Genomic DNA, 14963 nt, shown 5'->3' with positions numbered 1-14963 from the left:
ACATGCGATGAAACTGAATAAGTCCAACCTCAACCGCCTCGCCCCCGAGGTGGCCCTGCCCGCCTACACCCTGAGCGACACCCGCCAGGGCATCGCGCACATTGGCGTCGGCGGTTTCCACCGCGCACATCAGGCGTACTACACCGACGCCTTGATGAACACCGGCGAAGCACTGGACTGGGCCATCTGCGGGGTCGGCCTGCGCACCGAAGACCGTCGTGCCCGGGACGATCTCAAAGAACAGGATTACCTGTTCACCTTGTTTGAACTCGGCGATACCGACGACACCGAAGTGCGAGTCATCGGCGCGATCCGCGACATGCTGCTGGCCGAAGACGGCGCCGAGGCGCTGATCGATAAACTGGCCAGCCCCGAGATCCGCATCGTCTCGCTGACCATCACCGAGGGCGGCTACTGCATCGACGACAGCAACGGCGAGTTCATGACGCATCTACCACAGATCCAGCACGACCTGAGCAATCCGAACACGCCGAAAACCGTGTTCGGCTTCCTCTGCGCCGCGCTGGCCAAACGGCGTGCCGCCGGCACGCCCGCGTTCACGCTGATGTCCTGCGATAACCTGCCGCACAACGGCGCGGTGACCCGCAAAGCCTTGCTCGCATTCGCCGCCCTGCGCGATGCCGACCTGCGCGACTGGATCGAGCGCAACGTCAGCTTCCCCAACGCCATGGTCGACCGCATCACGCCGATGACCAGCATCCAGCATCGCCTGCAATTGCACGACAAACACAGCATTGACGACGCCTGGCCAGTGGTCTGCGAACCGTTTGTGCAGTGGGTGCTGGAAGATAAATTCGTCAACGGTCGCCCGGCCTGGGAAAAAGTCGGCGTGCAGTTCACCGACGACGTCACGCCTTACGAAGAGATGAAGATCAAACTGCTCAACGGCAGTCACCTGGCCCTGACTTATCTGGGTTTTTTGAAGGGTTACCGCTTCGTTCACGAAACCATGAACGACCCGCTGTTCGTGCGCTACATGCGCGCCTACATGGACCTGGACGTGACGCCGCAACTGGCGCCGGTGCCGGGCATCGATTTGACCGAGTACAAAAACACCCTGGTGGCGCGCTTCTCCAATCAGGCGATTGCCGATCAACTGGAGCGGGTGTGTTCGGACGGCTCATCTAAGTTTCCGAAATTCACCGTGCCGACCCTCAACCGCTTGATCGCCGACGGCCGCGAGACCAAACGTGCGGCGCTGGTGGTGGCGGCCTGGGCGCTGTACCTCAAAGGCGTGGATGAGAACGGTCAGACCTATGCAATTCCGGATCCGCGGGCGGCGTTCTGTCAGGCGCTGGTGGCCGATGATGCATTGATCACCCAGCGGCTGCTGGAGGTTGAGGAGATTTTCGGCACGGCGATTCCGCGTTCGCCAGAGTTCGTCGCGGCGTTCGAGTGGTGCTGTAACAGCTTGCGGGAAGTTGGCGTGACGCAGACGCTCGAACGAGTGCTGGCCGTCTGATTATTCCCACGCTCTGCGTGGGAATGCAGCCCGGGACGCTCCGCGTCCCATCCAGAAGCGGACGCAAAGCGTCCATTGATGCATTCCCACGCAGAACGTGGGAACAATCTTCGGTAGGGTGTTTCCATGGCAAACCAACAACTATTCCTGGGCATCGACTGCGGCACCCAAGGCACCAAAGCCGTGATCCTCGACGCACACAGTGGTCAGGTCCTCGCTCAGGGCGCTGCTGTCCACAGCCTCATCAGCGGCCCCAATGGCCGTCGCGAGCAAGACACTGCCCAGTGGCTGGAAGCCTTTACCCAGGCCACCCGTCGCGCGTTGCTCGCCGCGGATGTCGATGGTCAGGCCATTCTCGGCATCGGCGTTTCCGGCCAGCAACATGGTCTGGTGCTGCTCGACGATCACGGCCAGGTACTGCGCCCGGCCAAGCTCTGGTGCGATACCGAATCCACCCCGGAGAATGATCGTCTACTGGCTCATCTGGGCGGTGAAAAAGGCTCCCTGGAGCGCCTCGGCATCGTTATCGCGCCGGGCTACACCGTGTCCAAGCTGCTCTGGACCAAAGAACAACACCCGGAAATTTTCGCCCGCATCGCCCGTATCCTGCTGCCCCATGACTACCTCAACTATTGGCTCACCGGTCGCAGTTGCAGCGAGTACGGCGATGCGTCGGGCACCGGCTATTTCAACGTACGTACGCGCCAGTGGGACTTGCAACTGCTGCGCGACATCGACCCCAGCGGGCGCCTGCAAGCCGCGCTCCCGGAGCTGATCGATGCCCACCAGCCGGTCGGTACGATCCTGCCGGGCATCGCCGAGCATCTGGGCATCAACCCCAAGGCCCTGGTCTCCAGCGGCGGTGGCGACAACATGATGGGCGCGATCGGCACCGGCAACATCAAGCCCGGCGCGATCACCATGAGCCTCGGCTCTTCGGGGACGGTCTACGCCTATGCCGAGCAAGCGCACGTCAGTCCGGACGCCTCGGTGGCAACGTTCTGTTCCTCCAGCGGCGGCTGGTTGCCGCTGATCTGCACCATGAACCTGACCAATGCCACCGGCGCGATTCGCGAGTTGTTCGAACTGGATATCGAGCAGTTCAACGCCCTGGTCGAACACGCGCCGATTGGTGCTGAAGGCGTGTGCATGCTGCCGTTCCTCAATGGCGAACGCGTTCCCGCCCTGCCCCATGCCAGCGGCAGCCTGCTGGGGTTGACCATGACCAACCTGACCCGGGCCAATCTGTGCCGCGCCGTGGTGGAAGGCACCACCTTCGGTTTGCGTTACGGGCTGGACCTGCTGCGCCACAATGGCTTACAAAGCCGCAGCATCTGCCTGACCGGCGGCGGCTCGAAGAGCCCGGTGTGGCGGCAAATCGTCGCCGACATCATGAATACGCCAGTGATTTGTACCGAACAGAGCGAGGCCGCGGCGCTTGGCGCAGCGATTCAGGCGGCGTGGTGCAAGTCTTGGGCAAACGGCCACGAAGACAGCCTGGCGGACTTGTGCGAGCGCTGCGTGAAGCTCGACCTGGCCAGTGAAACCCTGCCGATTGCAGAAAATGTACAGGCCTGTCAGCAGGCCTACGAACGCTATCAACAGCATGTCGCAACCCTTTAAAGAGCGAGCAACTATGTATCTGGTGTGTGGTGAAGCGCTATTCGATTTCTTCAGCGAAGACGATGCCAGCGGCCTGGCGTCCAAAGTGAATTTCAAGGCAATTGCTGGCGGCTCGCCGTTCAACGTCGCGGTGGGTTTGCGCCGCCTGGGCGTGGATGCCGCGCTGTTTGCCGGACTGTCGACCGACTACCTCGGCCGTCGCTTGCAGCAAGTGCTGCAGGATGAAGGCGTACGCCCGGATTACCTTGTGGACTTCGCCGCGCCGACCACGCTGGCGATGGTCGCGGTCGGTGCCAACGGCTCGCCTCACTACAGCTTTCGCGGCGAAGGCTGCGCGGATCGGCAGTTGAGCCTTGCTCATCTGCCGCAACTGGGGCCTGAAGTGCGCGGCTTGCACATCGGCTCGTTCTCGCTGGTGGTGCAACCGGTTGCCGATACCTTGCTGGCGCTGGTGCAGCGCGAAAGTGGCAAACGCCTGATCAGCCTCGACCCGAACGTGCGCCTGAATCCCGAGCCGAACATCGAGTTGTGGCGTTCACGGATCGCCACCCTGGTGGAGCTTGCCGACCTGATCAAGGTCAGCGACGAAGATTTGAGCCTGTTGTATCCCGAGCAGGATCCCCAGCGCGTGATCGAAAGCTGGCTGGAGCATCGTTGTCAGTTGGTGTTCCTGACCCGTGGCGGTCAGGGGGCGACGGTGTTCAGCCGGGCTCATGGCACATGGTCGGTGCCGGCCTGTTCGGTGAAGATTGCCGACACCGTTGGGGCTGGCGATACCTTCCAGGCGGCGCTGATTACCTGGCTGACCGAGCAGCAGCTGGATTCGGTTGCGGGTGTGCAGCGGCTGAGCCGTGAGCAGATTGACGGGATGCTCAGGTTTGCGGTGAGTGCCGCCGCGTTGACCTGCAGCAAGACCGGGCCGGATTTGCCGTATCGGCGGCAGTTGAGCTGAAATACACGCCCCCCATACCTCTCTACTATGGCAGGTCCTGATTTCAGGGCCTGCCGGTGGACTTGAATAAAAGACAGCTTGCATATCTTTCTTCATTGAGCGCTACATCTTTTCTCCCATTATATTTTTTAGATATAGTCTTATTGCAATTTAAAAAATAAAACCCGTACAAAAGATAAGCGGTCATTGACAGCTTTATATTTTTTATACCCGAGAAAATTTATAGCGATTTATACTTGCAACTATTCCAAAAAATAATCATATGCAGCCAACTACAACCAGTTAGTTACTTGACCGCTACATGCCTTCAACTAGTATCTTTTCCACGCACGGCGCAGGTAAGGACAATTGCTGTGCGAAATCCTTATACCACCACAACAGGAAAAGGAACTCCAACATGGAAAGTGTCGCTATCTCAGCTGCCCAAATTAACTGGAACGGCGGACAACGCATTACGCTCACCGCAGGTGATACAGCCACCTGTACCGCGCTTAGCCCAGGCCAGCTGTATGGGATCTTTATCTACAACTCCGCGCAAAATGACAACAACTCGACTGTCTCCGTGAACTGGAGCAACAGCCAGCCGCCCGTACCGATCACGGTGCCTGGCACCACGGCCAATGCAGGCCTGGCATCGTTGGGTTTTGTCTCGGGCACCGATACTCAAACCGTTTCAGTCTCACTGTCCAGCAACGCCGGTAAATCACAGGTCGAAATCTGGCTGGGAAGTGTCAGCATGCCGACCAATACATCGGGACTCAGCAACTATCCGCTGCCGGCCGATGGTGAGCAGCATCCGTTCAACAAGTACACCCGCTACTATGCGGTCCCTCCATCGAAATGGATGAACCTGACGATCACCAGCACCATTACACAGTTCCTCTCTTGCCAGTTCCGTGAGGCGCAAGCGACCGTGTTCGTCGTCAATGAGACGTCGAACGGCCTGCTCTCCGGCCAGGTCACCACGATCGGGCCTACTGCAAGTGAAGTTGGGGCCGTCAAGATCAGTTACTCGCAGATTCAGAGTATTTCCAATAATCTGCAAGGCGACGGTACGCAGTGGGTCTGGATGGATGCTGACAGCCAGCAAAACTCTCAGAGCGCGACCATTTCCCTGCAATCGCTTTGAATTAATTGGCTGAGTCATAAACGAAGGCCCCATCTGTGGGGCCTTCTTTTTTATATGGCGTAGCGGTCAATTGCCTCGAAAAGTGCCTGTATTCATCGTGCAAAACCTCAGCTATAGGGGAAAGCCCTACAAGCGTCAGGCCCCTGACCTACGGCATTTTCGCCTTGAACATGGCCATTTAATACTGCACCATCCGCCCCCTGCTTTTTCAAAGGACGGAATTCAAGGCATGCTGGACGCAAACGCAATCCATATCTCCCTCACCCTCGAAGGCGTTTCCGTCGACCTTCAGGTGCTCAGCTTCATCGGCCGCGAGGCCCTCAACCAGCCGTTCTGTTTCGACATCGAACTGGTCAGTACCCGCCCCGACCTGAAACTCGAAGAGCTGCTGCACAAGCCCGGTTGTCTGACCTTCGGCGCCACCGGCCAAGGCAAAATCCATGGCCTGGTGTACCGCATCGAGCAAGGCGATTCCGGCAAGAGCCTGACCCGCTACAGCATCAGCCTGGTGCCGCAACTGGCCTACCTGCGCCACAACCACGACCAACAGATTTTCCAGCAACTCAGCGTACCGAAGATCATCGCCCAGGTCCTCGAAGCCCGCGGCATTCTGGCCGACGCCTACAGCTTCCAGCTCGGCGCGATCTACCCGGAGCGCGTGTACTGCGTGCAGTACGACGAATCCGACCTGCATTTCATCCAGCGCCTGTGCGAAGAGGAAGGCATCCATTTCCACTTCCAGCACTCGGCCAGTGGCCACAAACTGGTGTTCGGCGATGACCAGACGGTGTTCCGCAAACTGGCGCCGGTGAGCTACCAGCAGGACTCCGGCATGGCCGCCGAGAAGACGGTGATCAAGCGCTTCAACCTGCGCTTGGAAACCCGCACCACCCGCGTCAGCCGCCGCGACTACGACTTCGAAAAACCCCGGCTGCTGCCGGAAAGCGCAGCCAAAAGCGCGTTCGCCCCGGACCTCGAAGACTACGACTACCCCGGCCGTTTCACCGACCGCGCGCGCGGCAAGCAACTGGCAACCCGTGCCCTCGAGCGCCATCGCAGCGACTACCAACTGGCCGAAGGCAAAGGCGACGAACCGACCCTGGTCAGCGGCCACTTCCTGGCCCTCAGCGAACACCCGCGCGCCGAATGGAACGACCTGTGGCTGCTGCTGGAAATCGTCCACGAGGGCAAACAGCCGCAAGTGCTCGGCGAGAACACCACCAGCGACGTCACCGACAACAAGGACGACTTCCACCAGGGCTACCGCAACCGCTTCCTCGCCACCCCGTGGGACGCGCACTTCCGCCCGGCCCTGGAACACCCGAAACCGCAAGTGCTGGGCAGCCAGACCGCCATCGTCACCGGCCCGCCGGGGGAAGAAATCCACTGCGATGAATACGGCAGGGTCAAGGTGCAATTCCACTGGGACCGCGACGGCCAGGCCGACGACAAGACCAGCTGCTGGCTACGCGTCGCCAGCGGCTGGGCCGGCAACGCCTACGGCGGCATCGCCATCCCACGAGTCGGCATGGAAGTGCTCGTCACCTTCCTCGAGGGCGACCCCGACCAACCGCTGATCACCGGCTGCCTGTACCACAAGGAAAACGTCGTCCCCTACGACCTGCCGGCGAACAAGACCCGCAGCACCTTCAAAACCCTCAGCTCGCCGGGCGGCAAGGGCTACAACGAGTTTCGCATCGAAGACAAGAAAGGCGCGGAACAGATCTACCTGCACGCCCAGCGCGACTGGGATGAAAACATCGAACACGACCAGAAGATCCGCGTCGGCAATGAACGGCATGACACGGTCGAAGCCAACGTGTTCAGCGAGTTCAAGGTGGAAGAGCATCGCCTCACCCATCTGGATCGCAAGACTGAAGCGCGGGCGGATGATCACCTGACCGTGGGCGTGACCCAGCATGTGAAGGTGGGCACCGCGCAGTTTGTCGAGGCCGGTCAGGAGATTCATTACAACGCTGGCGAGAAGGTAGTGGTTGAGGGTGGCATGGAGCTCACGGCCAAGGCTGGCGGGAGTTTTGTGAAGATTGATGCGGGGGGTGTGACGATCAGTGGGGCTGAGGTGAAGGTCAACTCGGGTGGTGGGCCAGGTTCCGGCACCGGAATCGCCATCCTTGCCCCGCTTATTCCAGGACTTGCTGCTGCCGACATCGCCGGTCGCCTGATGAAAGAAGCCAAGACCAATCCGACCTGGCTGGAATTGAACCTGCATTACGACAACCTTGAGCCTGTGCAGGGCGCGTCGTATCGAGTTGATTTTGCCGACGGGTCGACCCGTGAAGGCGTGCTGGACGACGACGGCTTTGCTCGTTTGGAGGATGTCCCGAAAGGACCGGCCAAGGTGTATTACGGCGAGGATCCAAGGCCGTACAACCGTGAATCAATCAAGGTTGTCGAAAGCTCCGACGATAAGATCAACGAAGACTTGCTCAAATTAGGATATGACCCGAACGAGGTCGATTTACAGGCTTTGGTTGAACAAGCTGCAGGGAGGCTGGCATGAGTGAAGTAGCACAAAATACCGAGGTCACAGACGACACAGACCGTAAGGCCGCTTATAAGGAAGCAGCTGTCGAGTTGGCCAAAGGTATCGCCATGGGCGCCGTGCCTTTCCTCGGCCAGGCCATCGACGCCTATGACACTATCGAATCGTCCATTACTTTGTATAACGCAGAAAGCGCAGACGGAAAGGAAGACGCCAAATTTGACCTTTTAATGGCAGTGATAGGCTGGATACCAGGCCCAGGCGATGGGTTGAAGAAAAGCATGCGCATCGTTAACCGCGACCCACAGCGATTTGCACCGGTTTTGTTCGATCTGTTGCGCTTCGTTCTTCAGGAGTGTGGAATCAAAACCAGTCCCGAGGAGCTGCTCAAGCAGGTTTTCGATGCGTCAAAATTGAGTGCTGAGCTAGACGCTATCATTAGCGCGGTCAAAGGCTCGTCGACATTTCAGAGTTTGCCTAATTGGGCAAAATCCGCGGTCGTTACCGTCTTGGCGACGTCTCGCGACAACATGCCGGAAATGCTCGCTATTGTCGAAAGACGCTTGCTCAAGTGGAAAGGCATGCAACGCAACAGCTCTGCGATGGCGGCGTCAAGCAAGCCGGCAACAACAAAGAAACCCGCGGGCAAAGATGCTTCAGTGGCGAGTCAAGGTGCGGACGGCGCGAGCGGCACACATTCCAACAAGATTGACCAGCAGAACGCAGCCACCAAGGTCTACCATATTGCCAATGATGCACTTGGCGTCAGTGGAGAGCATATCGCCGACTATTACTGCGCGGAAACTCTAGGCTGGGGTAAACATTGGGATGGCCATGATAAAGGCGCAGAGGGACGTTGGCTTAGTGGCAATCCTGACGAAAATACGTTAGGCAAACTTTCAATGGGTGGCAACCCAAAAGAATGGCACGCCCTGTATAAATTATCTGATGGGGCGAACGGTACTGGTATCGACGCAGTATGGCGCGCCGATCCTGCAACGAATGATTCAAAAAAGTTTGCGATTGTCGAAGCTAAAGCAAGCAGAGACGAAGACACTCCAAAATTTATAAAAGATCAATACAGAAAAAAAGAAGAAGAGGATAAGGCAGCTAAGCACTCAAAAAAACCGGCGGCTTCAGGCCCACAACCAGAACCTCGTAAACCCAGCATTGTTTCCAAACTGGGTGTTTCGGGTGATATTGCAGTTGAAGAGTTACTCGAACCTGTTGATCAATCAGACACGACTGCAGAAACAACCGCGCCGAAAAAATCCCGACCGGGAAAAAAACACAATAGTACGACTACTAAAAATGCATCGACGAGCAGTAACAGAAAAAAAGCCACCAATGATAACGCACCAAAAGAAAAAGCTAAAACAATAGAAAAAACAGAGCAAAAAAAAGAAATTGACTCTGCTCAACCTACCGAAAAATCGGGCAAGGTTGTATTGGTACAAATGAGTATCGAATGGATTCACCAGAACATAGACAAAGCTCTACGTGAGAAAATTTCAAAGAACGTTCTTAGTTCATTCAGTCGGCATTTATTTTTCACACCTCTTTACAGCGTTCTCAATGGTCCTCGCGAACACGCAAAAGCTCGAAAAAATATGACGGGGCCGGAGACTCATACTGCGCACGAGGCTATTCACTACAAAGAAAACAAAGTTAAAGAAGCCGTCAATAAAAAGAAGGCGTCACTCACCAAAAAATACGGCAAATTGAGCTCCCTGAAGGCGGAGGAATGATCATGAGCAGAAGACAACAATTCTTAAGCGAAGCTCGCTTCGATAATTTTTTTATCAACTACAAAGATTCGATTGAATTCTTCAAAGAAAATACGTTTCAGGCGGACTCTGACGAGCAAGAAAAATCGCTCAGAGCCAGATACTTTCAGAAGCTGATACTCAAGGAAATACTGATACGCTACACCGCTGGCAATGAGATCGTAGTCCTGATCCCATTATTGGAAAAGCTTGTAGAAAGTTACGAGCTTCTTCAGGAGAAGCTGGCGAATTACGAAAAAATCCCGAACATTACACCATTAACGATTGATGACTGGCCTGATCAGTACGAAGAATGCGTTCAAGTGTTCAGTCTGTGTATTCTTCTACATCGCACCGACCTGCTAAAACGATTCGTTGCCTTAATAGATCCAGCAGGTTACGCAGGCGATGACACCCTCTATGAGGATTTGCTTTGCAAACTGCTGCCTGACCGATACGACGTCGATCGCTGGTATCACGATGTTTACTCGCCTCTGGTATACGCCACCTATGAGGAGGACAAGGAAGAAGCTTCCAAACTATTGCAAAAATATTGCAATGATTGGTATCCCGCGTTTGAGCAGGCCTCATGGCACGACTCTCACAAACAAGGGGATGAAGGAAGCTACTTTGGATATTGGGCGCTGGAGGCTGGTGCTATTGCTTTTCTGTACGGTATCGACGACAGCAAAATTAATCATATGGTTTATCCAAAAGACTTGGTCGAATACGCGAGAAATTACCAACCGACCGACACTGCCCAGATTGCTCGTATAAATGCAGGGCAACCTTGCAGTAAAGCAGGCTATTGGTTTACACCTGCACAAGCAGAATCTCGTCGCTATTTCGAACAGGGCGAAATCATGCCGAGCTTCAGCGACTCGAGATGGGGCGATACTATTTGGTATTGGTCAGGTGAAGAATAATAGCGGCGGCAGATTGACTTGACTTCAGCCAATCATTGTTCGGATGGGCGAACAAGCCAGCGTCCGCAAGAGGCTGGCTTGTGTGTAATACCGTATCCGTCAGACCGGCGCTTTCCAGCCCATCATCCGCTGCTGCGCAACTTGCAGCAGGTCGCAACCATCCTGGGTCAACAAATAAATCGCATGGGTAATGTGCGGAATGTCCTGAACATCACCGTGCTTGAAGCATAGGCAGTGAAGTGTTTCAAGTAACTGGCTGGAGGCCCGGATGCGCTGGAGGGCGGATTCGAGGATGTCCTGGGGATTGGCTTCTGTGTCGATTACCAAGGGATTTGAGTTGGTGACGCTGCTTTTGATTGAACGATAACGATCTGGAAACGGGTTAAAAGTTTGCATATGGATTACTCGATTGTTTGTAAGTAACCACCAGCACCGTGACCAAACGATGGAGGCGGACTGTGTACAGGCTTGGTCAACCGATAACAACCAACCGGCTCGCCCGAAGGCGTCCCGCACACAGCCGCCATAGCAACGCACTGTGAGGACATAGATGTCCGCAGCGCGAATGATGGCACATATGTGCGTTGTTATCAGGTGACCAAACCTGTTCGCTGATTTTGCAGCGACGCCAAACAGTAAACGCTGGCAGCCGGCCGGCGAAAGACGACAACACGCCCGAGCCTGTAGGAACGGGACGAAGCTTTCTTAGGATTTATCACGACTCAAGGGCAGTAACGTAGGACCCGACAACCGAAGGGATTTCCCCGAATGCAAACACCATGGAAGTACATCATCGCGGCACTGCTAGCCGCCCCGGCCTACGCGCAACCACTCCAGACAATCCTCACCTGCCCTTTGGCCGATAGAACTCAGGTGTCCTTGCTGGCGGAAACGAATGCGCAAGGCCAGCGCCTGTTTGTGAAACTCGACAGCAAAATCCAACCGGCCTTTACCGACATCCCGGATTTCGACTTTTTCGGCGAAGTCTTCCTGGCAAAGTGTGTTTCTTCCAGCCTGATATTCGCCTTCGCATACGGCTCGCCGTATCTAAAAGGCGTCGTTTTACGCAAGAACCCTGTCACTCACACCGTCGAGCGAATCGATTTTGCCGAGAAGGCGCTACCACGTTGGCTGTACCTCGGACGAGAGCAGATCCGACTGGTCATTCCTAATATCGGGTATGAAGTGTCGGCGAAGTTTCTGGTCTATGACTATGTTGCTGGAAGGGGGCAGTTGGAAGGACCCGCTGGTATAGAGACGCCTCCAGATCGACGTGGGTTCAAGGTTGTGCACCTCGAATAGATAACCGCACAACCGGCTCGCAACAACCATTAGCCCGCTACTTAACCTTCGATTAATCCTGCGGTCCAAAACTTTACTGGACCGCACTCCCTCAGCACCCTCTGACGCCCAGTGCGGCAGGTTCGACGCTCTTGCATCGAACTGGCTTCCCCTCTGCACTGGAGACCCATCATGAACATGCGAACACTGCTGATGACCACCGCCCTCGCCTGCACCGCTTTCGCCGGTTTCGCTCAGGCCAACGACACGTCGTCCTCTCAGGCCGTGCCTTATCACTACGGCATGCCGCTGAATGTGGGCAAGGTCATTTCCATGACCGAACCGTCGACGCTGGACTGCGAAGTGGTCACGGCGGACATGAAGTACATCGATAGCACCTCGGGCAAGCCTGCGGAAATTACCTATCGAAAACTTTCTGACGCGTGCAGTTATCAGAGCTGACAGACGATTCTGATTCGGCACTTGGCGGTAGGCCTGCGGGGATTCTGAGGCTATGCTTCGGCGTCCCCCTCTACTGCCGAAAGGATTCGCCATGCCGTTCTCGTTTCGCACGCTTTCAACGTTCACCGCCGCGCTTTGCTTTCTGCTGGCGCTGGTGTGGGGTTTGATGCCGCAATGGTTGCTGGCGATCTGGAGTATCGAGTATTCGCCCGCAGCGGGGTTTGTGGCCAGGCGCAGTGCGGTGCTGTTCGGTGCGCTTGGGGTGATGTTTTATCTCGTGCGGCAGGCACCGCCCTCGGCGGCGAGAAGTGCGATATGCAGCGGCTTTATGGTTGGCTGTTTCGGCTTGGCAGCGCTGGGCTTCGGCGAATGGCTCAATGGTCATGCCGGGCCGGGTATCTTACTGGCGATCCTGGTGGAATTGGCACTGGGTCTGGGGTTTATCCAGACCCGGCGCGTGTCGCTCGAATTGGGTGAAACAGTCGGCTAATGAGCTTTCGACTTAGTGCTGGGCAAATGGCTATGGGTCTTGTGCTCAAGGTCGGTGCGTAACTCGGCGATCAGATGATTAATCTCCCGACATCCGTTGAGGCGATGGGCGTCTATGCCGGTGACGCACAGGTCGAGATGGTCAGTCTCGTTGTCCGAATACACCTTGACGGTCATCGACAGATCCGGAGATAGCGTGCATTGGCAGCGTTTCGGAAGAAAACTGCTTTCAACGATATTGCGTAGTTCCAAGGCAGAAAGAAACATGGCCACCCTCTCGGTATTGTGAGATTGCCAATCGAAAATCAATTGTCGGTCGGAGCTCAGATCACCCGTTCTTTTCTTCCTTGCGGGCTTCATCGTTCCAACGTCCGACCGTTTTTTTGTTTCAGCGCTGACTCAACGGGACCGTGGTCAGCTCAAGACAGCTTCAGCATAAAACATGCCCGGAATTTCGCCCTGCGGCTCGTCGGCCAATCAAGGGTTTAACAAAGAAGGCAATACATCACGTCATGCAAAATGCAAGAAAGGACTGTTTTCGACACCTGCATTTTGCAACCCATCTCTGATGGCGGGTTTGCATTGACCGAGGACGGCAGTGAGAATGCGGCCATCTGTTCAGTATCCGCTGACCCAACGCACACGCAAGGAGGCATTATGGGTGCTTTGCCCTTTAATACGACCGTCGGGCTGATAGTTACCGTTCTGTCGTCCGTTGCCCAGGCCGCGACACTCGAAGACGTCGCGCCGTATCCCAAACCAGAGAGCGGCTTTACCCGCCAGGTCATTCATCTCGCCCCGCAAAAACAGGAAGACGCCTACCAGGTCGAAATTCTGGCCGGCAAGACCCTGACCGTCGACTGCAACCGTCAGCGTCTAGGCGGTATGCTTGAGGAAAAGAACCTCGAAGGCTGGGGCTACCCGTTTTACCGGCTGGAAAAAGTCACCGGCCCGATGAGCACCCTGATGGCCTGTCCTGACGGCAAGCACAAACAGGACTTCGTGCCGGTGGTCGGTGACGGTTTCAAGCTGCGCTACAACAGCAAACTGCCGATCGTGCTCTATGTGCCCAAGGACGTCGAAGTGCGCTACCGGATCTGGTCGGCGTCGAGCCGCGTCGAGAACGCCGTTCAGGAATAACTGGTCCATCCCTCACGCCGGGGCGCCGCTCAATGCGGCGCGCTCGGCCACATGACGCAAGCTGTCGAAGTTGATATTCGCACCGGAGTCGATGGCCACCAGGGTCTGCCCTCGGGTGCCGGTTTTCGCCACGTACTGCTTGATGCCCGCCACGGCCAGGGCGCCGGAAGGTTCGGTGATCGAGCGGGTATCGTCGTAAATATTCTTGATCGCGGCGCAGAGTTCGTCGTTGCTGACGGTCAGCACTTCATCGACGCAGAACCGGCAGACCTCGAAACCATGCGCGCCGATCTGAGCGACGGCCACACCATCGGCGAAGGTGCCAACGGTCGGCAGCACAACCCGTTCGCCGGCCTGTAAGGCCGCCTGCAAACAGGCGGAATGTTCCGATTCGACACCGATGATCCGCACTTCCGGGCGCAGGTATTTGACGTACGCGGCGATACCGGCGATCAAGCCACCGCCGCCCACCGGCACAAAGATCACATCCAGCGGCCCTTGGTGCTGACGAAGGATCTCCATGCCGACGGTGCCCTGCCCGGCGATCACGTCCGGGTCGTCGAAGGGCGAGACAAAGGTGCGACCGGTTTGCTGTGCCAGGTCCAGCGCATAGGCCAGGGCAAACGGAAAACTTTCGCCGTGCAGCACCGCATCGGCGCCCCGGCTGCGCACACCCAGCACCTTTAATTCCGGCGTTGTGCAGGGCATGACGATAGTGGCGGCAATCCCCAACTCGCGAGCCGCCAACGCTACGCCTTGGGCATGATTGCCTGCCGATGCGGTGATCACGCCCCGAGCCTTCTGTTCATCGCTCAGGTTCACCAGCTTGTTGTAAGCACCACGGATCTTGAAGGAAAAAGTCGGTTGCAAGTCTTCGCGCTTGAGCAGGATCTGATTACCCAACGCCTCGGACAAGGCCGGTGCCGCTTGCAGCGGCGTGCGCACGGCGAGTTCGTAGACCGGCGCGGCGAGGATCTTTTTCACGTAATGCTCAAGCAAACTCTGCTGGGCGGGGGTGCTGTTCATGATCGTCTCCTGACTTTGATCGGAGCCCAAGAGACAGAAACTAAAAACCCGCCTCTAGGGCGGGTTGGGTGCTGCAGTCGTGAGCTAGCCCGCCAAATAAGGAATGGCGGTAATAATGCTTGGCTGGCAGCGCAATACGGTGGAAGTCATGGCTGGAAATTAGCCGGACGTTGATGGCAAGTC

The 14963-nt window shown here is 56.6% G+C and carries 13 protein-coding genes and 1 pseudogene; 11 read left to right on the top strand and 3 right to left on the bottom strand.

What is annotated here, in order from left to right:
* The first annotated feature begins 7 nt into the window (after positions 1 to 7).
* The 7 genes from ACEN8R_RS09120 (at position 8) to ACEN8R_RS09090 (ending at position 10382) form a co-directional block, all read left to right on the top strand.
* Positions 8 to 1483 (top strand): mannitol dehydrogenase family protein, encoded by a 1476-nt coding sequence (locus tag ACEN8R_RS09120; protein WP_018926041.1) that lies wholly within the window; start codon positions 8 to 10, stop codon positions 1481 to 1483.
* A 126-nt stretch (positions 1484 to 1609) separates the two neighbouring features.
* Positions 1610 to 3106 carry a xylulokinase gene (xylB, locus tag ACEN8R_RS09115; protein ID WP_018926042.1) on the top strand — a complete coding sequence of 499 codons (1497 nt, stop codon included), beginning with the start codon at positions 1610 to 1612 and terminating at the stop codon, positions 3104 to 3106.
* Positions 3107 to 3119: 13 nt separating this feature from the next.
* Positions 3120 to 4058, top strand: coding sequence for a carbohydrate kinase family protein (locus ACEN8R_RS09110; RefSeq protein ID WP_018926043.1), 939 nt, complete (start codon positions 3120 to 3122; stop codon positions 4056 to 4058).
* Between the two features lie 397 nt (positions 4059 to 4455).
* The gene (locus ACEN8R_RS09105) at positions 4456 to 5187 is read left to right on the top strand and encodes a hypothetical protein (RefSeq protein ID WP_018926045.1); all 732 of its coding nucleotides are present in this window, start codon (positions 4456 to 4458) and stop codon (positions 5185 to 5187) included.
* Positions 5188 to 5416: 229 nt separating this feature from the next.
* The gene (locus ACEN8R_RS09100) at positions 5417 to 7708 is read left to right on the top strand and encodes a type VI secretion system Vgr family protein (RefSeq protein ID WP_018926046.1); all 2292 of its coding nucleotides are present in this window, start codon (positions 5417 to 5419) and stop codon (positions 7706 to 7708) included.
* The gene (locus tag ACEN8R_RS09095) at positions 7705 to 9438 is read left to right on the top strand and encodes a hypothetical protein (protein ID WP_018926047.1); all 1734 of its coding nucleotides are present in this window, start codon (positions 7705 to 7707) and stop codon (positions 9436 to 9438) included. The genes ACEN8R_RS09100 and ACEN8R_RS09095 overlap by 4 nt, the downstream gene beginning before the upstream one ends.
* Positions 9435 to 10382 (top strand): PoNe immunity protein domain-containing protein, encoded by a 948-nt coding sequence (locus tag ACEN8R_RS09090; protein ID WP_018926048.1) that lies wholly within the window; start codon positions 9435 to 9437, stop codon positions 10380 to 10382. Before ACEN8R_RS09095 ends, ACEN8R_RS09090 begins: the two co-directional genes overlap by 4 nt.
* A gap of 99 nt (positions 10383 to 10481) precedes the next feature.
* On the opposite strand, the gene ACEN8R_RS09085 is transcribed toward ACEN8R_RS09090, so the two are convergent.
* Entirely contained in the window at positions 10482 to 10778 is a 297-nt protein-coding gene (locus ACEN8R_RS09085; protein ID WP_018926049.1) for a hypothetical protein, read from the bottom strand.
* Between the two features lie 372 nt (positions 10779 to 11150).
* Here ACEN8R_RS09085 and ACEN8R_RS09080 point away from each other — a divergent pair, with 372 nt between their 5' ends.
* The 3 genes from ACEN8R_RS09080 to ACEN8R_RS09070 all read left to right on the top strand — a co-directional run bounded on the left by ACEN8R_RS09080 (position 11151) and on the right by ACEN8R_RS09070 (position 12615).
* Positions 11151 to 11684 (top strand): hypothetical protein, encoded by a 534-nt coding sequence (locus ACEN8R_RS09080; RefSeq protein WP_018926050.1) that lies wholly within the window; start codon positions 11151 to 11153, stop codon positions 11682 to 11684.
* 171 nt (positions 11685 to 11855) lie between these two features.
* Entirely contained in the window at positions 11856 to 12125 is a 270-nt protein-coding gene (locus ACEN8R_RS09075; RefSeq protein ID WP_018926051.1) for a DUF2790 domain-containing protein, read from the top strand.
* 91 nt (positions 12126 to 12216) lie between these two features.
* Positions 12217 to 12615 carry a hypothetical protein gene (locus ACEN8R_RS09070; protein ID WP_018926052.1) on the top strand — a complete coding sequence of 133 codons (399 nt, stop codon included), beginning with the start codon at positions 12217 to 12219 and terminating at the stop codon, positions 12613 to 12615.
* On the opposite strand, the gene ACEN8R_RS09065 is transcribed toward ACEN8R_RS09070, so the two are convergent.
* Entirely contained in the window at positions 12612 to 12881 is a 270-nt protein-coding gene (locus ACEN8R_RS09065; RefSeq protein ID WP_026286409.1) for a DUF1652 domain-containing protein, read from the bottom strand. The two genes, ACEN8R_RS09070 and ACEN8R_RS09065, sit on opposite strands and share 4 nt — an antisense overlap.
* Before the next feature lie 390 nt (positions 12882 to 13271).
* On the opposite strand from ACEN8R_RS09065, the gene eco reads away from it, so the two are divergent.
* Complete coding sequence (eco, locus tag ACEN8R_RS09060; RefSeq protein ID WP_018926054.1) at positions 13272 to 13754, top strand: serine protease inhibitor ecotin; 483 nt, start codon at positions 13272 to 13274, stop codon at positions 13752 to 13754.
* 30 nt (positions 13755 to 13784) lie between these two features.
* Here the strand turns inward: eco and ilvA are convergent.
* Positions 13785 to 14780 (bottom strand): annotated as a pseudogene (gene ilvA / locus ACEN8R_RS09055) (threonine ammonia-lyase, biosynthetic); the annotation flags it as partial.
* Positions 14781 to 14963 lie beyond the last annotated feature (183 nt).

It is taken from the genome of Pseudomonas sp. Pseusp15 (genome assembly GCF_059492165.1).
The sequence above is the reverse complement of the archived record's forward strand: the minus strand, read 5'-3'. Positions and strand labels throughout refer to the sequence as shown.

Coding starts and splice junctions, on each gene's coding strand:
- ACEN8R_RS09080 (WP_018926050.1), top strand. CDS start 11,151: ATGCAAACACCATGGAAGTACATCATCGCGGCACTGCTAGCCGCCCCG.
- ACEN8R_RS09095 (WP_018926047.1), top strand. CDS start 7,705: ATGAGTGAAGTAGCACAAAATACCGAGGTCACAGACGACACAGACCGT.
- ACEN8R_RS09090 (WP_018926048.1), top strand. CDS start 9,435: ATGATCATGAGCAGAAGACAACAATTCTTAAGCGAAGCTCGCTTCGAT.
- xylB (WP_018926042.1), top strand. CDS start 1,610: ATGGCAAACCAACAACTATTCCTGGGCATCGACTGCGGCACCCAAGGC.
- ACEN8R_RS09075 (WP_018926051.1), top strand. CDS start 11,856: ATGAACATGCGAACACTGCTGATGACCACCGCCCTCGCCTGCACCGCT.
- ACEN8R_RS09100 (WP_018926046.1), top strand. CDS start 5,417: ATGCTGGACGCAAACGCAATCCATATCTCCCTCACCCTCGAAGGCGTT.
- ACEN8R_RS09110 (WP_018926043.1), top strand. CDS start 3,120: ATGTATCTGGTGTGTGGTGAAGCGCTATTCGATTTCTTCAGCGAAGAC.
- eco (WP_018926054.1), top strand. CDS start 13,272: ATGGGTGCTTTGCCCTTTAATACGACCGTCGGGCTGATAGTTACCGTT.
- ACEN8R_RS09085 (WP_018926049.1), bottom strand. CDS start 10,778: ATGCAAACTTTTAACCCGTTTCCAGATCGTTATCGTTCAATCAAAAGC.
- ACEN8R_RS09070 (WP_018926052.1), top strand. CDS start 12,217: ATGCCGTTCTCGTTTCGCACGCTTTCAACGTTCACCGCCGCGCTTTGC.
- ACEN8R_RS09105 (WP_018926045.1), top strand. CDS start 4,456: ATGGAAAGTGTCGCTATCTCAGCTGCCCAAATTAACTGGAACGGCGGA.
- ACEN8R_RS09065 (WP_026286409.1), bottom strand. CDS start 12,881: ATGTTTCTTTCTGCCTTGGAACTACGCAATATCGTTGAAAGCAGTTTT.
- ACEN8R_RS09120 (WP_018926041.1), top strand. CDS start 8: ATGAAACTGAATAAGTCCAACCTCAACCGCCTCGCCCCCGAGGTGGCC.